Here is a 21713-nt window from a genome sequence, read left to right as displayed (position 1 = left end):
GGGCAAAACGCCTGCGCGATTGACGAAACGTGGCGCAGAACCTAACCCTACGGCGGCCGACGAACCGGGGAGACGAGATCATGATTGAGTTTGCCGCTGCCAGTGGGCCGCGTCTGATGCTGGACGAAACCTCAGTGATGGACATTGGCGGATGCCTTGTCGAAGGTGTCGATATTGCACCGAAGACGGCGGTTCCGGATGACGGCGACGCTCGCATTTCACATTCGGTCCAAGGGTTTCTCTTTACCTGCGGACCCGATCACATCCGCCACCGTGTCCTCATCCCAGGCCGCAGCGATGGCAAGGTCTTCCCTCTGCACGGCTCCGCCGCTGGGCATGCCCCAAAGGTCCTCTGGACCAAATTTGAAAACGGCAACGCGGAGTGCCGCGCGGACATTGAGCTGACCACGATGGAGGGATTGCCGGCCCGAATCGAACGGCATTGGTTCATTGACGGCAAGACCGGCGAGACGCATCTCAACGACCGGGTCGTAAATACCAGCGACCGGACGGTGCCGACATTCCTCATGTACCATATGAACGTCGGCGGCAAATGGTTCGACGCCGCGACGCGGCTGGAGGGCAAGATGCTCGAAGGCGGTGGCTTCCCCTGGCGGTTCGGAGACGAGCTTGGGGACATCTTCTGCGTCAAGGCGCCGGCAACGGAGGATGGCCTTGCCGAAGTCCGTCTAGGGCCGATCGCTGCCATTGGCGGCAAGACGCTGAGGGTGCGTGTAAAGGCTGAGACCTTGCCGCACCTGCAAGTCTGGCGAAACCAGAAGGCGCCTGCCGACGTGCTCGGCATCGAGCCGGTATCGCATCGGTGGGTCTCGCGATCCGAGCTCGAGGCCGCGGGGGAATTCGTCTTGCTGGAGCCCGGCGAAAGCCGCGATTACGGCCTCAGCTTTGCCTTCGTTTGAGTGATCCGCGGTTGACGCTGGTCATCCGGCGGCGTAGTCATTCAGCCCACGGTTTCAGGAGGATTAGCGATGGACATTCGCCAGATCGATGACGAATATTCGGTTTCCGGCCAGATCACGGTCGAGGAACTCGACGAGATCAAGGCCATGGGCTTCAAGTCCATCGTCTGCCATCGTCCAGACCAGGAAAGCATGGACCAGACGCCGTTTGCCGCCATCGAAGCGCGGGCAAAAGAGCTGGGTCTCGATATCGCCCACGTTCCGGTCGGCCCGATGGGCGTGACGGAAGAGGCGGTCGTCGGCATGGTCGATGCGCTCGACGAATTCCCGCGCCCGATGCTCGGCTATTGCCGTTCCGGTGCCCGCTCGACGGCGATCTATCAGAAAACACAGCATATCCGCGCCTAGTCTCGGCCGTGGAGTATCGTTGACGCCGCCCGTTGAGCGGCGTCTTTCATTTCATAACCAGGAGAACATCATGAGCATCAAGCGCATCGACGTCGGCGCCCGCATGAGCGGCGCGGTCATCCACGGCAACACCGTTTATCTCGCGGGCCAGGTCGGCGAAGGCGAAAGCGTAACCGAGCAGTGCAAGTCGGCGCTGGGCGAAGTCGATCGCCTGCTTGCTGCGGCGGGTTCGAGCAAGTCGAAGGTTCTGCAGACGATTATCTATCTCTCCGACATCGCATACTTCGCGGAAATGAATGCTGCCTGGGAAGCCTGGGTCGATCCGGCAAACACGCCGGCTCGCGCGACCAGCGAAGCAAAGCTTGCGGCGCCGAAGTACAAGGTCGAGTTCATCGTGACGGCCGCGATCTAAACGCGTCGCCATCTCTGTTGTGAAAGCCGGTGGGTTCGCTCACCGGCTTTTTGTTTGGGCGATTTCCGACAGCGTGCGGGTGGGGGTGATCGCTTCGGGATCGAGTTTGATCTCGATGATCGAAGGTTTGCCGGCGGCGCGTGCCCGTTCGAAAGCGGGGGCGAAATCCTCGGTTTTCTCCACCGTCTCTCCGTGCCCGCCATAGGCTCGGGCGAGGGCCGCAAAATCGGGGTTCGTCAGATCCGTGCCGCTGACGCGGCCGGGATATTCGCGCTCCTGATGCATGCGGATGGTGCCGTAGATGCCGTTATTTATGACGATGGCGATGATCGGCAGGCGGTAGCGGACGGCGGTTGCAAATTCCTGGCCGTGCATAAGGAAACAGCCGTCGCCGGCAAAGCAGATCACTTCGCGGTCTGGAAACAGTCGCTTGGCCGCGACCGCGGCGGGCAGGCCATACCCCATGGACCCGGATGTCGGTGCAGCCTGTGTGTTGAATTGCCGGAATCGGTGGAAGCGGTGCAGCCAGGTCGCATAGTTGCCTGCACCGTTGGTGAAGATCGTGTCGGCGCGCGTATTGGCCTCGATCCATTCCATGATGGGTCCCATGTGAACATCGCCGGGGCCTGTCTGCGGCGGTTTCGACCAGGACAGATAAGCCTGATGCATGCGTTCGGTGCGTTCCGCCCAGAGCGGTTCGGCCGGCGCTTCGAGATCGGCCAGCGCGGCGACGAAATCTTCGGGGCTTGCCGAGATCGCGAGATCCGGCCGGTATATGCGGCCAAGCTCGGATGGATCCGGATAGATATGGACGAGCGATTGCTGCGGGTATGGAACGTCGATCAGCGTGTAGCCGGAGGAGGGCATTTCAGACATTCGACTGCCAAGCAGGATCAACAGGTCGCTCTCCTTGATCTCCCTGGCGAGCGCCGGATTGATTCCTATTCCGACGTCGCCGGCGTAGCTCGGGTGCAGATGATCGAACAGCATCTGGCGGCGGAAGGAACAGCCCACCGGCAGCTTGAAACGTTCGGCGAAAATCTGGAAATCGGCGACCGCATCCGCGTCCCAGCGGGTGCCGCCGATGATTACCATCGGCCGTTCGGCTTTCAAAAGGCGGAGGTAGAGGTCATCGATCTGGCCACTTCCCGGATGGGCCTCGACCCGCGCATAGCGCTTGGCGCGGGGCGCTTCGACTTGATCGCGCAGCATGTCTTCGGGCAGTGACAAGACTACTGGGCCGGGACGGCCGGACGTTGCGATCGCAAAGGCGCGGGTCACGAACTCCGGAATGCGCGCGGCATCGTCGATCTCGCCGACCCATTTGGCGTATTCAGTGAGGGCGCGGCGGAATTCCACCTCCTGAAACGCTTCGCGTTCGCGGGCGTCGCGCTGCACCTGGCCGATGAAGAGGATCATCGGGATGGAATCCTGCCGAGCGATGTGAAGTCCGGCCGAGGCGTTCGTCGCGCCCGGGCCACGGGTCACCATGCAGATCCCAGGCTCTCCGGTAAGCCGCCCCCAGGCATCGGCCATCATCGCAGCGCCACCTTCCTGCCGGCAGACAACCACGTCGATGTCGCTGTCATAAAGCGCGTCGAGAACGGCGAGGAAACTCTCGCCAGGCACGCAGGAGAGGCGTTTCACTCCGTTCGCTTTCAATGCCTCGACGATCAGTTCCCCGCCGGTTTTCTTCATGGTGATCTCTTTCCCTCCAGTTCGGCGAGTTCCGCCAGAACTTCCTCCTGATGCTCTCCCAGCCTCGGGCTCGGCCTTTCGTAGCGCAAGGGCGTCTGCGAAAGCACGACCGGCGTCCTCACGCCGGGAATGACGGTGCCTGCCGAATCCCTAAGGTCGATGCGCAGGCCGCGCGCTTCGATTTGCGGGTCGGCAAACATTTCCTCGATGGTGTTGATCGCGCCTGCCGGAACCGCGTTTTCCTCGCAGGATCGCAGAAGGTCGGCTTTCTGCCGCTTCAGGGTTTCGGTCGACACCAGCCGGCGGACCTCATCGCGGTTGGCGACACGTGCCCTGTTGGTCGAGAAACGCTCGTCGTCGGCGGCGGTTTCCAGACCGAGGATGGAGCACAGCCGGCCGAACTGGCCGTCGTTGCCGATCGCGAGAATGAGATAGCCGTCGGCCGTCGGCACGACCTCGTAGGGCGAGATATTCGGGTGGGCGTTGCCGAGCCTTGTCGGTGGACGGCCGGAGATCAGGTAGTTCATATTCTGGTTGGCGAGCACGGCCGATTGCACATCGAGCAACGCCATATCGACCAATTGGCCCTCGCCGGTTTTCAGCGCATGGATAAGTGCGGCCTCGATCGCCGAAACCGCGTAGATGCCGGTGAAGATATCGGCAATGGCCACCCCCGCCTTCATCGGCTGTCCTTCCGGCTCGCCGGTGATCGACATGAAGCCGGACATGCCCTGAACGATATAGTCATAGCCGGCCAACCCTGCATATGGGCCTGTCTGGCCAAAGCCGGTGATCGAGCAATAGATGAGCTTGGGATTGATTTTCTTCAGGCTCTCGTAGTCGAGGCCGTATTTCACCAGCCCGCCTACCTTGAAGTTCTCGATGACGACATCGGCGGTCGCAACGAGGCGGCGCACCAGCGCCCGCCCTTCATCGCTCTTCAAGTCTGCGGTGACGGATCGCTTGCCGCGATTGGTGGAGTGATAGTAGGCGGCGGAAAGGTTCCCACCGTCCGCACTCTCAACGAAGGGCGGCCCCCATTGGCGGGTATCGTCGCCGCCGTCGGGATTCTCGACCTTGATCACATCGGCGCCGAGATCGGCCAGCATCTGGCCCGCCCATGGGCCGGCAAGCACGCGGGCGAGTTCAATGACGCGGATGCCGCGAAGCGGCGGCTTCTTGAGCTGGGTATCCGTCATATTCCTCCCGCGATCAGATCAGGGTGCCCGTGTCGATTGAGATGTATCGGATACGGGTTTCGATGCAAAGCGGCGCTCGCGCCAGATGATGTAAAAGCCGGATCCCATGATGATGAGGATGCCGATCCATTTGACTGCATCCGGAAAGTCGCCGAACACCAACCAGGCGAAGATTGTCGCCGAAACGATCTCGAAATATTGCAGCGGAGCCAGTGTCGAGGCAGGTGCCGACCGGTAGGCATAGACGCCGAGGATGCCTGCAATCGCCGCGGTGACGCCGACGCCGATCAGATAGAGCAAGGCGCGGCCATCAGGCATGACAGGATCGAAGATTTCGGAGCCCGTCCCGTGGCCGAAATACAGGAGAACGACGCAGATGAGGAGACCCCACAATCCCATGTGAAACTGCATCACCCAGGGGTCCTCGCGCTGGGCGAGGGCGCGGTTCATCATCGCCGAGATTGCAATGCAGACCGCACTCACGACAGGCAGAAGGGCGACGTAGCCGACCTCTTCGAAGCTTGGTTGGATTATGAGGATCGCGCCGAAAAAGCCCACGCCGCATGCCGTATAGCGTCGCCAGCCTATCGCCTCCTTGAGAAAGATGCTGCTGAGGATGGTGAGGATGATCGGCTCGACGAAGAAAATCGCAATGGCATCGGCGACCGCCATATATTTCAGCGTCGTAACGAAGGAAATCATCGAGACGGTGATGATGGCGCCGCGGATCGCGTGAAAGAAGCTCTGTTTCCACGTCGTGTCGGCGAGGTTCTTTCGCCACAGCACGATGGGCAGCATGCAAAGAGCCTGCACCGCAAACCGCGCCGCGGTAATCTCCGCGGACGGGATGGTGGTGATGGCGAGCTTCGAGAAGATGTCGATGATCGGTGAGACGAGAACCGAGATGGACATCAGCATAAGTCCCATCATCACCTCCGAGGAGGCCGATGCGGGGAGTGTGGAATTGCTGTTTCGCATTGCCGGTCCTTCTTTCAGGACTTTGCGAGCGCTTCGTCACACCAATCGGCGAATGATGAAATGGCGACCTCGGCGCCGACTTCATTCAAAGTCTCGTGGCGCATGTCCTGATATATCTGGGTGGTGATACGAGAGAAACCAGCGGCTTTCAAATGGTTTGAAAGCCATACGACCGCTTTTCCTTCGTTCGTTGCGGGGTCCTTGCCACCGCCGACCAGGTGGATCGGCATCCGCGCAGGCAGCCTCGCCAAATGCTGCTTCTGCGGCGCGCGGAAGGTCAGTTCGAACAGGTCGAGCCACAGAGATACGGACGCGTCGAAACCGCATAGCGGATCGGCAATGTATTTGTCCACTTGAGCGGGATCACGGGAGAGCCAGTCGAAGTCCGTACGCCTGCCGCCGATCGACTTGGCCCAGGTGCCGAAGGTGAGCTTCGGCAGTATCGCGCTTGGCACGTCGGAGCCTTTCAACGCGCGCTCCGCAATGAGGATCGCCTGCGCGGCCCGGCCGGCGATGCCGGGGTTGAAGTTGGCGTTCCAGACGGCGACAGCATCGAATTTGTCGGGGTAGCTGACGGCCGCATTGAGTGCGATCAGGCCGCCCATCGAATGACCGAAGAGCACGACCGGCAGGCCCGGATGGCGTCCAACGAGGTGATCGCGAAAGGCTGCGACGTCATCGACAACGCGCTTGCTCCCTTCGCGGCGGGCAAATCGGCCGATCGGCGCGTCCGGCGCCGTTGTCTCGCCGTGGCCGCGATGGTCGTGGACGTAGGCGTGATAGCCGCGTGCAGCCATGCTTTGCGCGAAGGCTGCATAGCGCTTCGAATGCTCGGCCAATCCGTGGCAGACGAGAACGATCCCGTTTGCATGTCCGACTGCCGGCTGATGGTGAAAGGCAAGCGAAGCCCCCGGCGTCGCGAGGCGCTGTGTTTCTGCGAACATTGTTTCCTCCATCACCGGAAAAGACCAGAACAGCTGCCAAATGCAACAAGCCACGACGGTTGTGCCGGGGGAATTTCACGGCCATGTTTTTACGGCTTGCGAAAACACGTTTGGCGTGTTTATTTGTTCATGAATTGTTCTTTTTTCGAGCGATAGGGTGAATTGACATGAGAAATCTGTTCTTGCGTTTGGCCGTAGGTATCTTCGTCGCGGCCACCGCCTGTTCTGCCTATGCGGAAGAAGAGGGCGGGCGGACGCGTTTTATCCTCGCGGCAAGCTGGCAGCCGGCATTTTGCGAGACCAATCATCGTAGGGCCGAGTGCGCGAGCCAGACGAAAGACCGGTTCGACGCGTCCAATTTTTCGTTGCACGGCCTGTGGCCGATGCGAGAAAACTATTGTGGGGTGTCCGAAGACCTGCGCGCGGCTGACAAGAGTGGAAGCTGGAAGGAATTGCCGGCCGTGACGCTCCCCGATGCGTCGAAGGCCGCACTCGACAAGGCCATGCCAGGCACGCAGTCGGGCCTTGAGCGGCATGAATGGCTCAAGCACGGTACCTGCACTGCCATGACTGCCGACGACTATTTCTCCACCGCGGTCCGGCTGGTGGGGGAGTTGAACGGCTCTGCGGTTCGCGACCTCTTTGCGTCCAGGATCGGCAAGACGCTAACCTCCCAAGAGATCAAGACGGCCTTCGACAAGAGCTTCGGCCCGGGCGCCGGGGACCGCGTGAAGATGAGCTGCCGTCGCGCCGGCCAGAACCGCGTCATCAGCGAACTGACGATCGGGCTTTCGCAGGATGCGACATCCGACGAAGTCGCCAGCCTTGGCGATCTCATACAAGGCGCCGGTCGGACATCGTTCGGCTGCAACGAAGGGATCGTCGACGCGGCCGGATTTTGATGGGGAGGCCCGATGCCTGTCTCATCGAGCCGATCGATAGCGCCGTCGCCCTGTGGCACCTCGGAGACAACGGGCGAGCCGGTCTTGAGAGGAGCGATCGTCAAGACAAACCGGTCTCCGGCTTTTCCACCTCGACCGCGCAAAGCTGAAACAGCCGGCGCCTTCGGGCTGGAATTCCGCCGAAGGTTTCAGAAACCGTCTTGTTTTTCGGCGCTGCGCGTTGCTCCCGGGCGGCAATTCGCCTACATAGCGGCAAACCTAAAATCCCCCGCGGAGCATTTCATCAATGGCACGTCAGTTCATCTATCATATGTCGGGGCTCAACAAGTCCTACGGCGCCAAGAAAATTCTGGAAAACGTCAACCTGTCTTTCTACCCCGATGCCAAGATAGGCATTCTCGGGCCGAACGGCGCCGGCAAGTCGACCGTGCTGCGCATCATCGCCGGGCAGGACAAGGAATTCACCGGCGAAGCCTGGCTCGCTGAAGGCGCGACGGTCGGTTATCTGGAGCAGGAGCCGCATCTCGATCCCACCAAGACGGCGTTCGAAAACGTCATGGTCGGCGTTGCCGACAAGACGGCCGTGCTCGAGCGCTACAACGAGCTGATGATGAACTATTCCGATGAAACGGCGGACGAGGGCGCCAAGCTTCAGGATATCATCGACAGCCAGAATCTCTGGGACCTGGAGCAGCAGGTCGAAATGGCCATGGAAGCGCTGCGCTGCCCGCCTAAGGAATCGGATGTCACGACGCTGTCAGGTGGTGAGCGCCGTCGTATCGCGCTCTGCCGGCTGCTGTTGTCGCAACCGGATCTGCTGCTGCTCGACGAACCGACCAACCATCTGGACGCCGAGACCATCGCGTGGCTCGAAAAGCATCTGCGCGCCTATCCCGGCGCCGTCATGATGATCACCCACGATCGCTACTTCCTCGACAACGTGACCGGCTGGATCCTCGAGCTCGATCGTGGCCGCGGCATTCCCTACGAAGGCAACTACTCTGCCTATCTTCAGGCGAAGGCCAAGCGCATGCTGCAGGAAAACCGCGAAGAAGCGGGCCGCCAGAAGGCAATCTCGCGCGAACAGGAATGGATCGCATCCAGCCCGAAGGCCCGTCAGGCAAAGTCCAAGGCGCGTATCAAGTCCTACGAGCAGCTGGTCGATGCCGCCGAAAAGCAGCGTCCCGGCGACGCGCAGATCATCATCCCGGTCAGCGAGCGCCTCGGCCAGGTGGTCATCGAGATGGAAGGCATCACCAAGGGCTATGAGGGCCGCACTCTGATCAACGACCTGTCGATCAAGCTCCCGCCGGGCGGTATCGTCGGCATCATCGGGCCGAACGGCGCCGGCAAGACGACCCTGTTCAAGATGATCACCGGCCAGGAAAAGCCGGACGGCGGTTCGGTGCGCATCGGCGACACCGTGCACCTCGGCTATGTCGACCAGAGCCGCGATGCGCTCGATGGCAGCAAGACAGTCTGGGAGGAAATCTCCGGCGGGGCCGAAGTCATCAAGCTCGGCAAGTTCGACATGAACTCCCGTGCGTATTGCGGCGCCTTCAACTTCAAGGGCGGCGATCAGCAGCAGAAGGTCGGTAATCTCTCCGGTGGTCAGCGTAACCGCGTCCATCTGGCCAAGATGCTGAAGGCCGGCGGCAACGTGCTGCTGCTCGACGAACCGACCAACGACCTCGATACGGAAACGCTGGGTGCGCTGGAGACGGCGCTCGAAAACTTCGCAGGCTGCGCAATCATCATCAGCCACGATCGCATGTTCCTCGATCGCCTGGCGACGCATATCCTCGCCTTTGAAGGCGACGGCCATGTGGAATGGTTCGAAGGTAACTTCGAAGACTACGAGCAGGACAAGGTCCGTCGCCTCGGTGCGGATGCCCTGAACCCCGGCAGTCAGGCCTACAAGCGCCTGACACGCTGATTTACAGCACCTCGCACGCACCATGTAGAAGCCGCCGGGCGACCCGGCGGCTTTTTTCATGGCGGCGCTATGTCGCTAATTGCGCAGCGAATTTCGTGATCGGATAGAATTGTTGCTTGCAAGAGCAGCTCAGTTCACATAAAGATATCTTTATATGTTGATTGGATCTGATATGAGTGAGCCCGTCAGGCTTGGTTTGGATGCGTTGGTGGACGTGCTGCGGGCGGCCGGAGAGCCAACGCGCCTGCGTCTGCTCGCGCTGCTTGCCGCGGGCGATGTCACCGTCACCGATCTTACAGAAATTCTTGGACAATCCCAGCCTCGCATCTCGCGGCATTTGAAACTGCTCGGGGAGGCCGACCTCATCGATCGCTATCAGGAAGGGGCCTGGGCCTACTTCCGGCTGCGGCAGGACGGCAAGGCGGTGGCCTTCGTCAGAAGCCTATTGACGCACGCATCCGAGAACGATCCCGTCATTCTTCGTGACGGCGAGCGTCTCTCCGCGGTCAAGCGCCAGCGGGCCGAGCGCGCGCAGGACTATTTCAGCCGCAATGCGGCCGAGTGGGACGAGCTTCGCCGTCTGCACGCCGCTGACGAGGAAGTCGACGCGGCCGTCATTCGACTGCTCGGCAGTCAGCCGATCGATTCGCTGCTGGATCTTGGCACGGGGACCGGCCGCATCCTCGAACTGCTCTCCGGCCTCTATCGTCGCGCGATCGGCGTCGATGCCAGCCGTGACATGCTCAGTGTGGCACGCGCAAATCTTGACAAGTCAGCCATCACCAAGGCCTCGGTCCGCCACGCCGACATCCTGAACCTGCCTTTCGAGGCGCAGGATTTCGATCTGGTGACGATCCACCAGGTCCTTCATTTTTTCGATCAGCCGGACATCGCGATCGGCGAGGCGGCGCGCATGCTGCGCCCGGGCGGGCGGCTGGTCGTCATCGATCTTGCGCCACATGCGCTGGAATACCTTCGTGACGAACACGCGCACGTACGCCTCGGCTTCTCGCACCAGTCGATGTCCGATTGGCTGCGCAAGGCCGGGCTCGATGTCGAGCAGGTCGTCGATCTTCATCCGGGTCATCAGGGCGGGCAGGGACTTACGGTCACCATCTGGCTCGCGCGGGACCCAAGGCGACTTATGGCCTCTGTCGAGGGCGAAAGCGCCGTACCTACATTTGCCGGGAGAGAATGAGATGGCTTCAAACAGCGATGCGCGCCGCAGGATCGGCATTTCCTTCGAATTCTTTCCGCCGAAGTCGGAGGAGATGGAAGGCCAGCTGTGGAATACCGTCAGCGAGCTGCAGGACTGGGATCCGGATTTCGTATCTGTGACCTATGGAGCCGGCGGTACGACGAAGGCGCCGACGCTGGCGACCGTGTCGCGATTCCTCTCCGGCACGCCGCTTGCCACAGCGTCGCATCTGACCTGCGTCGGGGCGACGAAGGAAGAGACGCACAGCGTCATCGACACGTTCCGCGACGTCGGCGTCAAGCATTTCGTGGCACTGCGGGGCGACGCCCCTGGTGGCGTCGGAGCGCCTTATCAGCCGCATCCAGGGGGCTATGCGAACGCGGCCGAGCTCGTTGCGGGATTGCGCGAGCTGGGCGACTTCGAGATCTCGGTCTCGGCCTATCCGGAAAAGCACCCGGAGAGCCTCGATACTGCCGCCGACATCGAGATGCTGAAGCGCAAGGCTGACAACGGTGCCGATCGTGCGCTGACTCAGTTCTTCTTCGACAACGATAATTTCGAACGTTACCTGGAAAAGGTTCGCGCTGCGGGCATCCGTATTCCCGTCGTCCCGGGCATCATGCCGATCCAGAACCTGACGCAGCTGAAGCGCTTTGCGGGTGCATGTGGAACAGTCATTCCGAGCTTCCTCGATGAACGCTTTGCGGGCTTCGACGACAAGCCGGAGGAGCGCGCCAAGGTTGCTGCGGAGGTTGCTGCCGAGCAGATCGAAGATCTTGGCCGCCGCGGCATCAGCGATTTTCATCTCTATACGATGAACCGCGCCCCCCTGGTCTCTGCCGTGCTCGCCAATCTCGGCTTGAAGCGCGGGCAAACCAAAAGCGCTGGCGCCGCCGCCTAGCGGACCCAATCTCCGGCGGTTCAAAAAGTAAAAAAGCGCATGTCCTCAAGACATGCGCTTTTTTAATTTTGTGAGCTGTTCGCTATTCAGGAGTCTCGGCATAGTCCGTTTCGGCCGGTAGAAAAGTCAGATGAAAAGCATCGACAAAACAAATAGAAACGCCGCACCGATCAAAAGGACATTCAAGGATCGTGTCAGTCCCATGTCTGTCTCCTCGCGTTAACGGCCGGATAATATGTCGGGAATACGGCACTTGAAAAGAGAATTTTATGCTGCGGTGCGGCGAAAATGTCACGCTTTTGCGGGTTTTGACGCACTAAACCCCTGAAACGGAAGTGCAAATTGCATTGTGAAATTATTCACACTTTTTAACGAACTGTAAAATTGGGGGACCCCGCGTTTACGGGTGTGACGGGTTTGCGGTCTTCCGACGCATGAAAATCCACGTTCGACAAATGCCGGGCCAATTGGCCCGGCTCGAAAGAAAGCGGTTCCTGGACTGATTAGAGGGCACCGAGCAGTGCTGGTGTCGCCCAGCCATCTGCGGGCATCCCCAGTCTCTGTTGCTCCCTCTGGATGGCGACGCGCGTACCCGAGCCGAGAATGCCGTCAATCGCACCGACATCATGGCCGAGCGTGTCGAGCTTCGTCTGCAATTGCTTCATCTCGTCGTTGGAAAGACCCTGTTCCGGCGTGCCTTTCAGATAGGGCTCGGCGCCCGAGAGACGTGTGCCGAAATATGCGGCCGAGGTGGTGTAGATGAACGATTTGTTCCACTCGAGGTAAATCTGGAAATTCGGGTAGGCGATGAAGGCGGGCCCAAGGCGGCCCTGCGGCAACACGAGGTCGCCACGCAGGTTGCCGAAGCCTGTGTTGCCGTCGCGCGGCTTGACGCCGCGCGCGAACCAATCGGCTGCGGTCATGGAGCCTCCGAGGCCCGACTTGTCGAACGGCAGGTTGTCTGGAACCGTGACTTCCTGAATCCAGGGCTGCCCCTTCTGAAAGCCAAGGTGCTGGATGAATTTGGCGGCGGTCAGGATCGCATCTGGTCCGCTCTGCTTCAGGCGCACGTGGCCGTCGCCGTCGCCATCCATGCCGTAAGCGATGATGTCGCGCGGCAGCATCTGAACCTGGCCGATTTCGCCGGCCCAGGCGCCTGTGTTGGTCGCCGGATCGAGGTCGCCATGTTCAACCATCTCGATGAGGGCGATCAGCTGCGGGCGGAAGAGCTCAGGACGGCGGCAATCGTGGGCGAGCGTGACCAGCGCGTTGCGGGTGTTGAAATCACCCTGCACGGCGCCGAAGTCCGTTTCCATAGCCCAGAAGGCGGTGATGACGCCGGATGGAACGCCGAATTCCTGTTCGGCGCGGGCGAAGACATCCGCATACTGCTTCATCTTCTGGCGACCGATGTCGAGGCGTGCCTGGCTGACCGTGCGCTGCGAGAATTCGAGGAAGGTTTGCTTGAAGACGCCCTGGGCGCGGTCGCGGCTCAGCACCTTCGGGTCGATCTCGGCGCCTGCGAGTGCTCTGTCGGCCGCTTCGGCGGATGCGCCAGCTGCAATCGCTTCGGCCTTCACGCCTGCGAGGAATGCCGCAAGGTCGCCGTCGCATGCGGGCGCCGGTGTCGTTGCCACGGGGGCTTCGCTGACCGGCGCGCCCGTCTGCGCAGCGGCGCCGGTAGCGAGGCCGGCGGCCAACAGGAAAGCGAGCGCAGAACGGCTTGCGGGCATGCGATGCATAGACTTCATCCTCGTCATTGCTGAAATTGCTGTCGATGTCCCAAATGATTGTGACAGAAGCAAGAAAGAAGGCGGGACGTTACTAAGAATTCGTGTTTTTTGATACGGCCGCAACCCAGTTGCTCCAGTTCTTTGCCGAACCTGCGAACACGTTGATATCGGTGGGGCCTTTGATGCCGGGAATGACGCCAGTCGACGTGTACTGCCAGAACGCCCAGCGGCGGTCGGCATAAGTCACTTCCGGGTGCTTCGCGACGGAACGGACCCAGAAGTGATAATCCTGGAAATAGCCAGCGAGATTTTCGCGATGGAAGTCGACCGACGTGTAAATGATCGGGCGCTTGCCATAGTAAGCCTCAAGTCGGTCCATGAAGCGCTGAATCTGCGCGCGGACCGTTTCCGGATCCGGGCGGGTACGGCAGGTTTTCGATTCGCCATTCCACTCGACGTCGAGGATCGGCGGCAGACGCATGGATTCCTTCGGCACGTTGCCGATGAACCAGTCGGCCTGTTCGTCAGCCGACGAGCAGAAATAGTAGAAATGGTATGGGGCGTGCGGGATACCGACGGCGCGGGCGCGCTGCCAGTATTCGTTGAAGCGCGGATCGACACGGTCCTTGCCCTCGGTCGCCTTGATGAACGCAAAGGCAACGCCGGAATTGCGGACCGTCTGCCAGTCGATATCGCCCTGCCACTTGGAGATGTCGATGCCGTGAACGGCGTTCTGCTGCGGGTGCTTTTGCCCGAAGTCCTGCGGATCGGTGTCCTTGAACCTTGTCTTGGGTTTTACGGACGCTGTTTCGAGATAGTCATAGCCCGATGATGTGCAACCGGCCAGCATGATGGTCAATGGCAAGACGCAAAGCAGAAGCCGGCGCATAGGTGTTCCGTCGTGAACCGAATGATCGTGTTGCCCCACAGCTTGACCTTCGTGATAGACGCGTCCAGCAGAGAGATGCCCCTCTATTCACCATATCAACGTAAAAAAACGGTTAGTTTCAAGCTAAATATTAGCGCGGCATAATAATTGTTGTGCACCAGGCATAGCCGCCGCCGATCGTCTGGAACGCCAGCCGCGCGTTCCGTCGTTTCGCCTGGGCCTGCAGGACAGCGTGCAAGCTCGCCCGCGGGTTCACATGGAACTTTGCGAGCCATGACCGCAGCAGCACCCGAAACCACCCCGGAAGGCCTTCCTGCTGGCCGAAATCGACAACGTGAAGCTGCCCGCCCGGGTTGAGTGCGGCAAGGGCAGCATCGATCGCGCGTTCCCAATCGGGGATCATCGAGAGAGCGTAGGAGATCAGGATCCGGTCGAAGCCTTCGACGCCGAATTCCTGTGGTTTGAAGGCGGTTGCATCGGCAACTCGAAAATCGGCGCTCGTGCCTTTGGTGGCGAAGGTCTTGCGCGCCGAGATCAGCATTTCCTGCGATATATCAAGGCCGTACAGGTGTGCCGATGGAAAGTGCTTGTGGGCGAGCGCCAGGTTGCGGCCCGTTCCGCAACCCACTTCCAGAAGCGTCCCGCCGGCCGGCACATCGAGGTTTCTTATCGCTTGGTCGCGCCCGAGCAGGTAGTATTTGCGGGTGAGGTCATAGATGTGGCGCTGATAGCGGTACATGCCGTCCATCAGGTCGGCATGGTTTTCGACCGGCGCGTCGCTCGATGCGTCGACCTCGCTCATGCTGTCTTTCCGTAGATGTGAAACCCGCCATAAATCGCCGAGCGATCAAGCGCCGTCAGCGCGCGTGACCGTTCCTCCAGATAGACCCACTGGTCGCGAATTGCGGGCGACAGCCGGCCCTCGACAATGCTCTTTTCAGCAGCGGTGCGGAAAATCACCCTGGCGCCGTCGCGGGCCGTCCGAGTAATTTCCGACCAGAGGTCGTTCAGTTGCTGATCGGTCATCCAGTCCTGCGCGTCGAGCAGGATGTAGCGATCGCTCGAAGCGGCCGGTTCCGCCGCGAGGAGCTCCGTGAAGCTTGCATGGTGGACGCTGACGCGATCGACGTTTGCGCGGATCGTCTCGTAGTGCTCGGGCCGCAGGTAGGTCGGAAGCGGACCTTCGCCTTCGGGTGCGTAGCGCCGACCAAAGGCTTGCCACGCGAAATAGTTGTCGCGCATCGGGAAATGGCAGGCGAGCTTTTCAAGGCGGTGCCGGAGAACGGGTGCGATCGAATGATCGGCGGCAAGGCTTGCCAGTTCGTCGTATTGCTGCGGCGGGATGCCAAGGCCGAAGAGGGAACTCTTGCGGCTGGTGATCCAGCGCACGACCGGCTTTTCGAACAGCGGGGCAATCTTCTCGTCGAAGAACTGGCGTTGCTCGCGCAGCGAGCGCGAGCGCGTCATCTCCGTGAGGTCGACGCCGTGCAGGCGTGCCAGCAGATGCGCTGCGCCGATGAATCGACCGAGAAGGCCGGTCTTGTATATGTTGCGGTCAAAGACCGTCACGCGCCGGCGACCAAACTTTCGTCCGTTCCAGTAGGCGCGCGTCGTCTCGTCGACATTGGCGGACAAGAACCGGTCGAATGCCTTGCTGTTGGATGGCTCGCCCGGCATTGCGAGGAAGCGGACGAGGTCGGCGCGACCGGGCAGATGCCGGAATGCTGCAAGCTTCAGGCGGTTAAGTGCGATGTGGTGCGGGTTGAGATCGACAACGTCGATGGAGGCGGGGCTCCGCGACAGGTAGGCGAGCATGTTGCAGCCGCCGGAGCCTATCGTCACCACGCGGTGATGAGGCGCAATCTCCATAGCCTGCATGTCGAGATCAGGATCCTCCCAGATCTGCGGATAGACGAGGCCGGAAAAAAGGAGCCCGAAGAGCCGTTCCGAAAGACCTTCTTTTGAAAAGGCCTTGTGGCGCAGAAGAGCCGCCTTAAGTTTCCGGTTCTTGCGAAAGCCTGCGTCCGGTGCAAATTCCGTCATGAGTGAGTCTCTCAACCTTTTAGCGTTCAGCGCGTTTAACGCGATGGCGCTACAGTTTGATGACGTCACTTGTGGAAACGCATCCCGCAGAATTTGCCTTGATGACCGCCGTGGGTCGTTGCAGACTTCGGTGCCGCCACCGGTTTTCTTCGCCCCATGGAGGAGCACATATGCGACGGGTTCGACGTACACTGACGGCACTGGCCGCTGTGCTCGGCGTCACTGCCGTCGTTGGCGCAGGGTGGCTGTATGTCAAGCCGCCGGAACTCCTGCGCGTTGGCGATGGCTATGCAGCCAAGATCGTCTGCTCCAACGTCTTCCTGGCGGGGCGCGATCCCGACGTGGTGCTTTCCAAGGACGTGCAAGCCCCGGGAAATCCGCTGTTGCGGCTCGTGCGGATCGATGTCGACCGTGGGGAAAAGCGGGTCACGGCTCGAATCATGGGGCTGTTTGCCGCCAACCATGCGATCTATCGCGACCGCCTCGGTTGCACGACAGTTCCCGACGGCAATTTCGAAGCGGCGCGATTGGCGGTGCCGGGCGAACCCGTGGCCGCCGTCTCGCGAGACAATGCAATCCAGGTGGCAGCGGATGGCGTTGGAAACGCGCGAGACGAGCGAATTGCAACCCTCTTGGCGAGGAACGATCTGACTGGGAAGAATATGCGCGCGGCCATTGTCGTGCATGACGGCCAGATCATTGCGGAAGCCTACGGAAAGGGATTCGGTCCCACTACGCCATTGATCGGCTGGTCGATGACGAAGACGGTGAACGCCGCGATCCTCGGGCGAGTGATGATGGAGGGCAAGATCAAGCTCGACGATGCGGTCCTCCTGCCGCAGTGGAGGAACGACCGGCGCGCGCAGATCAAGCTCAGCGATCTGCTGGGGATGGAAAGCGGCCTGGCATTCAACGAAGACTATGGAACCGTCGCCGACGTCACCCGCATGCTGTATCTCGATCCAGACCAGACGGCGCTTCCGGCAAGTTTGCCAATGCTCACCGATCCCGGGAAAAGCTTCAACTATTCCAGCGGTACCGCGGTGCTGATCTCCAGGATTTGGATGAACCGGATCGGGGACGAACAAACTGCGCTGAGCTATCCAGAACGGGCCCTGTTCGGCCCTCTCGGCATGTCGAGCGCGGTACTGGAAGTCGATGCGCGCGGTACCTTTGTCGGCAGCTCCTATCTTTACGCGACGGCCAGGGATTGGGCGCGCTTCGGCCAGTTCCTGCTTCAGGATGGCGTCTGGAACGGCCAGCGGCTGTTGCCGGAAGGATTCGTCGGCATGATGCGAACGCCGACACTGGCATCGAACGGAGCATATACGCGATTGCAGGCTTGGCTGAGACCTCCCGGCAACAGCACAGGCGGCGATGCCGTCCTTCCGGCAGATACGTTCTGGTTGGAAGGCCATGATGGACAAAGCATGGCAATCGTTCCGTCCGCCAATCTGGTCGTCGTCAGGATGGGGCTAACGCCCAGCTGGCTCAAATACAGGCCACAGGCACTCGTCAGGGACGTTCTCGCCGCATTGCCGTCCGGCGATCGGCAGCCGTGATCAGTAGTTGCCCTGCGCGATGTTCGTCATGCCCTTGCGCTTGGCGTCATAATAATAGCCACGGGCATAGAGACGAACTGCGTCGTCCTCGCTGTTGTCAGACACGAGCCAGGCGCCGCGAAGATACTTTGCCGCATATTTGATATTGGTTTCGGCGTCGAAGAGCCCCTCGGGCTGGCCGTCGTAGCCCATGGACTTTGCGGTATTGTACTTGATCTGCATCAGCCCGAAGTAACCCCGCTTGTTGTAGGCCTTCGGATTGTAGCGGCTTTCGCGATGAACGACGCGGTGAAGCAGCGACGCAGGTACCTTGTAGATCGCGGAATACTTGTCGATGATCTTGGTGATGGCGCTCTTTTCAACCGTCGGCGCACCGTCGTCGTCATTGTCGCCGAACATCGGCGGGGCCGCGGGTGGATCCATCGGGCCCGACGTATCGAAGCCGTAGTCCATCATCGGGCGAGGGGCTGTGTCAATTGCGGAGAGCGCGGCGACAGCGCCTGTCTGCGGGGTAGCGGCAAAGGCGAGCTGCGTAGAGGGCGTTCCTGGCCGCGGCGTCGGTACGACCGATTGGATGGCAGTCATTTCGGGCGTCAGCGGGATCTGGCCCATGGCCGTCGGTTGCGATGGATCGGTTGACGGCATCGCTGCAGTCGCGACCGACGGTGCCGTCTGATCGGCACCCGCAATCATGGCCGTTGTGCCTTCGCCTGCCGGAATTGCCGCGAACATGGCGTCTTCACCCGGCCGAGGCGTCGGAACGACGAGCTGTTCCGCCGTCAGTTCCGCCTCTGAGGTGTATTCGACGCTGGAGCATCCAGCGGCCACGCCGCACAGCATCGTGGACACGATGAGACTGCGTTTAAGGCCGGAAAATCCGATCGCTACCATACTCTCACTCTCGTGAAACGCGCCGCCCCGGCAGCGTTAGATATTAACAAGAACCTTATGCCCAGTTTCGCCAATTAACCTATTCGTTGCTTTGCGGCAACCCGCCGAGAATATTTACGCAGCAATCCGCCGGTAACCGGCCGTTACTGCGCCGGCGGCGATCAGCAGCGTGCCTCCCGTGCGATTGACCGCGCGCTGCACGCTCGCCTTGCGAATCAGGCCACGCGCGGCATGCGCCGCAAGCGCATAGGTGGAGGCGTTGATCGTCGCGAGAACGAGGAATGTTGCCTCCATGACCAGCATCTGGCCGAAGAAGGGCAGGGCGGGATTGAGGAATTGCGGCACGAAAGCCACGAAGAAGATGATGCTCTTCGGATTGAGCGCGGTCACGACATAGGCGTGCAGAAAGATCTTCAGCGACTTCTCTTCCGGCAGATTGTCGTTATCGGCCATCGGTTCTGTCACGATCGGCGCGCGCCAGAGCTTTATTCCAAGCCAGATAAGGTAGGCGCCGCCGATCCACTTGAGAACGGTGAAGAGTGCCGCCGATGCCGCGAGGACGGCACCGAGCCCGAACAGCGAAGCCGTCATTGCCGTGAAATCGCCGAGCGCTACGCCGGTTACCGTGGCGAAGGCGGTTTTGCGACCATGACCGAGTGCATAGGATACGACGAGGAGAATCGTCGGCCCTGGAATTGCCAGCATAACGGCGGATGCTGCAGCGAAAGCAAACCAGGCTTCGAGCGACATGAGATCTCCTCCTCTTTATTAGAAGAGCAAGCAAAGACACCATATCGCCCTTGCGTCAATCAGGCTTCCTTGTATTTCTGCCCAATCGTATTCATGACTTCGCCAAACCACTTTACCGAGGTGTCGAAAGGCTTGCCGCCCTTGATCCGCGGGAACTCGATCGTGCGCAGCTTGCCGTTCTGGGCTTCGTCGTGGCCCGTGACGCCCGAAACCTTGTTGAGCGCGCTTTCGACGGCAAGATCGGTCATGCTCTGAATCAGCCTCAGGTCATCGACATTGGCGGGCGCCGAGCGGGCGAAGTAGCCGGATTTCTGAACCAGCGAGCGTTCTGCGTTGAGAAGGCTGGCGAACTGTTTCTGGAACCAGCCGCCGACATTGATCGTGTCGATCTTGACGTGACCGAAAGCATCGCGCTTGACGGTCTCGCCGGCGGCTTCACGCTCGGCGACGATTGCGTCCAGGCATGCGCCTTCCGAGACGAAGACGGTGGCATGACCTGTGCGATCCATGACTTCCTTCAGGCGCGCGGCCTCGGCCTCCAGGTCGAAGACGATTTCCGGCAGGTAGACGGCATCGATGCTCTTCATCTGCGCGTTGGTCATCAGTCCGTCGACATACTCGTTATTTCTGGTGCGCTGCAAATAAGCGCGCGCGGTCGCTGCCGTCAGCCAGCCGCAATGGCGCCCCATCACTTCATGAATGATGAGCGTACGGGGAGCCGCCGTCTGCTCGTTGCTGACATTGTCGAAGAAGTGCGCGCCGACTTCAGCGGCCGTCCAGGCGCCGAGTGACTGGCGGATCGGAACGACGTCGTTGTCGACCGTCTTCGGCAGGCCGACGACAGTCAGATTGTAACCGTTTGCGGCGAGGTAGGCCGCAAGGTCCGCTGCCGTCGTATTTGTGTCGTCGCCGCCGATCGTGTGAAGGATCGTAACGCCGTCGCTGGCAAGGCGCTCGGCTGCGACGCGCAGCGGGTTCTCGCCTTCCTTGACCAGGCCGCGCTTTACGCAGTCGGCAGCATTGGTGAGTTTGACGCGGCTGTTGCCGATCGGGGAGCCGCCGTAGCGGTGCAGCAGCGGAGCCTTTTCGCGCATCTCAGCGGTGATCGTGACGCTGTCGCCGAGCAGGACGCCCTGATAGCCCGAACGGTAGGCGATCAGTTCGACATCCGGTGCGACGTCGCTGTAGCGTTCGATAAGGCCGCCGACCGCCGATGAGAGGCAGGGTGCCAAGCCTCCGGCCGTGAGCATTGCGACTTTCTGTTTGGCCATGATCCCCTCCACTATGAATGTCTGCGCTCTTGCGTGATGCTTAGTAAGCGCATGGATGCGGCAGAGAAGAAGGCCTGTAAAGTGTTGTTTCTATGAAAATCGCGCCTTTCGTCCGAGCCAAACCACGAAGGCGACAAGAAGCGCGAATATAATCGTTTCAAGCCCGAGTTGTTCTTTGAGGAGGGTTGTGGAAATCGCGAGCGTCACAAACGTCTGCAGCAACTGCACCTGCGCGACCCGGGCAATTCCGCCGATCGCGAGGCCGGCATTCCAGAAGACGAAGCCGCCGAACATCGACATCAGGCTGAGATAGGCGAGCGCTCCGTATTCCCCGGCGCCGGGCGCATGGATGCCCGATGGTGCGACGACGATGGTGCCGATGAGCGACAAGGGGAACGTGACCACAAGCGCCCAGGATATCGATTCCCATCCCGACAGATGCCGCGAGAGGCGGGCAAGAAGGACATAGCCAAGTGCCGCCGACACGGCTGCTGCGAGAAGCCAGATGTCGCCGGCGGCAAGCTGGAAGCCGCTGCCGCGAACCGAAAAGATGACGACGAGCAATGCGCCCGCAACGCCGCATGCCCAGAAGAGCGGCCCCGGCCGTTCGCCGTCGATGAGCGCAGCGAAGATCGACGTCAGCAGCGGCAGCACGCCGAGAACGACGCCGCCATGGCTCGCCGGTATGGTCTGCATGGCGATCGACGAAAAGGCAGGAAAACCGAAAACCACGCCGATACCGGCACCGAAGAGGGCGGGGAAATGCTTCTTCGGAAACGGACGGCGGAAAATCGCCAGTGCGATCATGGCCACGACGGACGCGATGGCGGCGCGACATAGCGTCACGAAGTAGGGCGAAAAGCCCTGGAGCGCGATATGCGTCATCGGCAGCGTCGCGCCGAATATCAGGACCCCGATGAAGCCCAAAGCGAGCCCGAGGATTTGCGGTCTGTCGGCGAATGGCATGGAAATATCTCACGAAATGAACGGGGGAAGCGCTGACATCTCAGCACTGCACTGTCCAATTCATTCGCCTGATACGACGCCACGCAAACGCAATGGATGGCCCGATTCGCGT

The 21713-nt window shown here is 60.8% G+C and carries 20 protein-coding genes; 8 read left to right on the top strand and 12 right to left on the bottom strand.

The window, feature by feature from the left end; genetic code table 11:
* The first annotated feature begins 80 nt into the window (after positions 1 to 80).
* The 3 genes from ASC97_RS15445 to ASC97_RS15435 all read left to right on the top strand — a co-directional run bounded on the left by ASC97_RS15445 (position 81) and on the right by ASC97_RS15435 (position 1740).
* Positions 81 to 920: a DUF4432 family protein gene (locus ASC97_RS15445; RefSeq protein ID WP_057469163.1), complete on the top strand. Its 840-nt coding sequence runs from the start codon at positions 81 to 83 to the stop codon at positions 918 to 920.
* A 69-nt stretch (positions 921 to 989) separates the two neighbouring features.
* Positions 990 to 1328 carry a TIGR01244 family sulfur transferase gene (locus ASC97_RS15440; protein WP_057469162.1) on the top strand — a complete coding sequence of 113 codons (339 nt, stop codon included), beginning with the start codon at positions 990 to 992 and terminating at the stop codon, positions 1326 to 1328.
* Between the two features lie 70 nt (positions 1329 to 1398).
* Positions 1399 to 1740 (top strand): RidA family protein, encoded by a 342-nt coding sequence (locus tag ASC97_RS15435; RefSeq protein WP_057469161.1) that lies wholly within the window; start codon positions 1399 to 1401, stop codon positions 1738 to 1740.
* 39 nt (positions 1741 to 1779) lie between these two features.
* Here ASC97_RS15435 and ASC97_RS15430 read toward each other — a convergent pair whose 3' ends face one another.
* The 4 genes from ASC97_RS15430 to ASC97_RS15415 are packed head-to-tail and all read right to left on the bottom strand — an operon-like array spanning position 1780 to position 6559.
* Positions 1780 to 3438, bottom strand: a complete 1659-nt coding sequence (locus tag ASC97_RS15430) for a thiamine pyrophosphate-binding protein (RefSeq protein WP_057469160.1) — start codon at positions 3436 to 3438, stop codon at positions 1780 to 1782.
* A complete protein-coding gene (locus ASC97_RS15425) occupies positions 3435 to 4637 on the bottom strand; it encodes a CaiB/BaiF CoA transferase family protein (protein ID WP_057469159.1) in 1203 nt (400 codons plus the stop codon). Before ASC97_RS15425 ends, ASC97_RS15430 begins: the two co-directional genes overlap by 4 nt.
* Positions 4638 to 4655: 18 nt before the next feature.
* Positions 4656 to 5615: a DMT family transporter gene (locus tag ASC97_RS15420; RefSeq protein ID WP_057469158.1), complete on the bottom strand. Its 960-nt coding sequence runs from the start codon at positions 5613 to 5615 to the stop codon at positions 4656 to 4658.
* A gap of 14 nt (positions 5616 to 5629) precedes the next feature.
* Positions 5630 to 6559: an alpha/beta hydrolase gene (locus tag ASC97_RS15415; protein WP_057469157.1), complete on the bottom strand. Its 930-nt coding sequence runs from the start codon at positions 6557 to 6559 to the stop codon at positions 5630 to 5632.
* 167 nt (positions 6560 to 6726) lie between these two features.
* Here ASC97_RS15415 and ASC97_RS15410 point away from each other — a divergent pair, with 167 nt between their 5' ends.
* From ASC97_RS15410 to metF, 4 genes are all read left to right on the top strand, one after another.
* The gene (locus tag ASC97_RS15410) at positions 6727 to 7461 is read left to right on the top strand and encodes a ribonuclease T2 family protein (RefSeq protein WP_057469156.1); all 735 of its coding nucleotides are present in this window, start codon (positions 6727 to 6729) and stop codon (positions 7459 to 7461) included.
* Between the two features lie 286 nt (positions 7462 to 7747).
* Complete coding sequence (gene ettA / locus ASC97_RS15405) at positions 7748 to 9397, top strand: energy-dependent translational throttle protein EttA (protein ID WP_057469155.1); 1650 nt, start codon at positions 7748 to 7750, stop codon at positions 9395 to 9397.
* A 172-nt stretch (positions 9398 to 9569) separates the two neighbouring features.
* Positions 9570 to 10595, top strand: coding sequence for a metalloregulator ArsR/SmtB family transcription factor (locus tag ASC97_RS15400; RefSeq protein WP_057469154.1), 1026 nt, complete (start codon positions 9570 to 9572; stop codon positions 10593 to 10595).
* A gap of 1 nt (position 10596) precedes the next feature.
* Entirely contained in the window at positions 10597 to 11496 is a 900-nt protein-coding gene (gene metF, locus ASC97_RS15395; RefSeq protein ID WP_057469153.1) for a methylenetetrahydrofolate reductase [NAD(P)H], read from the top strand.
* Between the two features lie 503 nt (positions 11497 to 11999).
* Here metF and ASC97_RS15390 read toward each other — a convergent pair.
* From ASC97_RS15390 to ASC97_RS15375, 4 genes are all read right to left on the bottom strand, one after another.
* Positions 12000 to 13238 (bottom strand): lytic murein transglycosylase, encoded by a 1239-nt coding sequence (locus ASC97_RS15390; protein ID WP_057469152.1) that lies wholly within the window; start codon positions 13236 to 13238, stop codon positions 12000 to 12002.
* 82 nt (positions 13239 to 13320) lie between these two features.
* On the bottom strand, positions 13321 to 14118 hold the full coding sequence (locus ASC97_RS15385; RefSeq protein ID WP_057469151.1) for a glycoside hydrolase family 25 protein: 798 nt from the start codon (positions 14116 to 14118) through the stop codon (positions 13321 to 13323).
* Between the two features lie 130 nt (positions 14119 to 14248).
* Positions 14249 to 14920 carry a class I SAM-dependent methyltransferase gene (locus tag ASC97_RS15380; RefSeq protein WP_057469150.1) on the bottom strand — a complete coding sequence of 224 codons (672 nt, stop codon included), beginning with the start codon at positions 14918 to 14920 and terminating at the stop codon, positions 14249 to 14251.
* Positions 14917 to 16161, bottom strand: coding sequence for a DUF3419 family protein (locus tag ASC97_RS15375; RefSeq protein WP_057469149.1), 1245 nt, complete (start codon positions 16159 to 16161; stop codon positions 14917 to 14919). The genes ASC97_RS15380 and ASC97_RS15375 overlap by 4 nt, the downstream gene beginning before the upstream one ends.
* A gap of 170 nt (positions 16162 to 16331) precedes the next feature.
* Between ASC97_RS15375 and ASC97_RS15370 the strand changes: the two genes are divergently transcribed.
* Entirely contained in the window at positions 16332 to 17723 is a 1392-nt protein-coding gene (locus ASC97_RS15370) for a serine hydrolase domain-containing protein (protein WP_057469148.1), read from the top strand.
* Here the strand turns inward: ASC97_RS15370 and ASC97_RS15365 are convergent, their stop codons facing one another.
* The 4 genes from ASC97_RS15365 to ASC97_RS15350 form a co-directional block, all read right to left on the bottom strand.
* Positions 17724 to 18614: a transglycosylase SLT domain-containing protein gene (locus tag ASC97_RS15365; protein ID WP_057469147.1), complete on the bottom strand. Its 891-nt coding sequence runs from the start codon at positions 18612 to 18614 to the stop codon at positions 17724 to 17726.
* A 114-nt stretch (positions 18615 to 18728) separates the two neighbouring features.
* Positions 18729 to 19364, bottom strand: a complete 636-nt coding sequence (locus tag ASC97_RS15360) for a LysE family translocator (protein WP_057469146.1) — start codon at positions 19362 to 19364, stop codon at positions 18729 to 18731.
* Positions 19365 to 19423: 59 nt separating this feature from the next.
* Positions 19424 to 20635: a pyrophosphate--fructose-6-phosphate 1-phosphotransferase gene (locus tag ASC97_RS15355; protein WP_057469145.1), complete on the bottom strand. Its 1212-nt coding sequence runs from the start codon at positions 20633 to 20635 to the stop codon at positions 19424 to 19426.
* A gap of 90 nt (positions 20636 to 20725) precedes the next feature.
* Positions 20726 to 21601, bottom strand: coding sequence for a DMT family transporter (locus tag ASC97_RS15350; protein ID WP_057469144.1), 876 nt, complete (start codon positions 21599 to 21601; stop codon positions 20726 to 20728).
* Positions 21602 to 21713: the final 112 nt, after the last annotated feature.

The sequence above is a fragment of the Rhizobium sp. Root1203 genome (genome assembly GCF_001424945.1).
In the GTDB taxonomy this organism is placed as follows: domain Bacteria; phylum Pseudomonadota; class Alphaproteobacteria; order Rhizobiales; family Rhizobiaceae; genus Rhizobium.
The sequence above is the reverse complement of the archived record's forward strand: the minus strand, read 5'-3'. Positions and strand labels throughout refer to the sequence as shown.

Excerpts from the sequence above, each read along its gene's own strand:
- ASC97_RS15445 (WP_057469163.1), top strand. The coding sequence starts at position 81 with ATGATTGAGTTTGCCGCTGCCAGTGGGCCGCGTCTGATGCTGGACGAA.
- ASC97_RS15440 (WP_057469162.1), top strand. The coding sequence starts at position 990 with ATGGACATTCGCCAGATCGATGACGAATATTCGGTTTCCGGCCAGATC.
- ASC97_RS15435 (WP_057469161.1), top strand. The coding sequence starts at position 1,399 with ATGAGCATCAAGCGCATCGACGTCGGCGCCCGCATGAGCGGCGCGGTC.
- ASC97_RS15430 (WP_057469160.1), bottom strand. The coding sequence starts at position 3,438 with ATGAAGAAAACCGGCGGGGAACTGATCGTCGAGGCATTGAAAGCGAAC.
- ASC97_RS15425 (WP_057469159.1), bottom strand. The coding sequence starts at position 4,637 with ATGACGGATACCCAGCTCAAGAAGCCGCCGCTTCGCGGCATCCGCGTC.
- ASC97_RS15420 (WP_057469158.1), bottom strand. The coding sequence starts at position 5,615 with ATGCGAAACAGCAATTCCACACTCCCCGCATCGGCCTCCTCGGAGGTG.
- ASC97_RS15415 (WP_057469157.1), bottom strand. The coding sequence starts at position 6,559 with ATGTTCGCAGAAACACAGCGCCTCGCGACGCCGGGGGCTTCGCTTGCC.
- ASC97_RS15410 (WP_057469156.1), top strand. The coding sequence starts at position 6,727 with ATGAGAAATCTGTTCTTGCGTTTGGCCGTAGGTATCTTCGTCGCGGCC.
- ettA (WP_057469155.1), top strand. The coding sequence starts at position 7,748 with ATGGCACGTCAGTTCATCTATCATATGTCGGGGCTCAACAAGTCCTAC.
- ASC97_RS15400 (WP_057469154.1), top strand. The coding sequence starts at position 9,570 with ATGAGTGAGCCCGTCAGGCTTGGTTTGGATGCGTTGGTGGACGTGCTG.
- metF (WP_057469153.1), top strand. The coding sequence starts at position 10,597 with ATGGCTTCAAACAGCGATGCGCGCCGCAGGATCGGCATTTCCTTCGAA.
- ASC97_RS15390 (WP_057469152.1), bottom strand. The coding sequence starts at position 13,238 with ATGCATCGCATGCCCGCAAGCCGTTCTGCGCTCGCTTTCCTGTTGGCC.
- ASC97_RS15385 (WP_057469151.1), bottom strand. The coding sequence starts at position 14,118 with ATGCGCCGGCTTCTGCTTTGCGTCTTGCCATTGACCATCATGCTGGCC.
- ASC97_RS15380 (WP_057469150.1), bottom strand. The coding sequence starts at position 14,920 with ATGAGCGAGGTCGACGCATCGAGCGACGCGCCGGTCGAAAACCATGCC.
- ASC97_RS15375 (WP_057469149.1), bottom strand. The coding sequence starts at position 16,161 with ATGACGGAATTTGCACCGGACGCAGGCTTTCGCAAGAACCGGAAACTT.
- ASC97_RS15370 (WP_057469148.1), top strand. The coding sequence starts at position 16,332 with ATGCGACGGGTTCGACGTACACTGACGGCACTGGCCGCTGTGCTCGGC.
- ASC97_RS15365 (WP_057469147.1), bottom strand. The coding sequence starts at position 18,614 with ATGGTAGCGATCGGATTTTCCGGCCTTAAACGCAGTCTCATCGTGTCC.
- ASC97_RS15360 (WP_057469146.1), bottom strand. The coding sequence starts at position 19,364 with ATGTCGCTCGAAGCCTGGTTTGCTTTCGCTGCAGCATCCGCCGTTATG.
- ASC97_RS15355 (WP_057469145.1), bottom strand. The coding sequence starts at position 20,635 with ATGGCCAAACAGAAAGTCGCAATGCTCACGGCCGGAGGCTTGGCACCC.
- ASC97_RS15350 (WP_057469144.1), bottom strand. The coding sequence starts at position 21,601 with ATGCCATTCGCCGACAGACCGCAAATCCTCGGGCTCGCTTTGGGCTTC.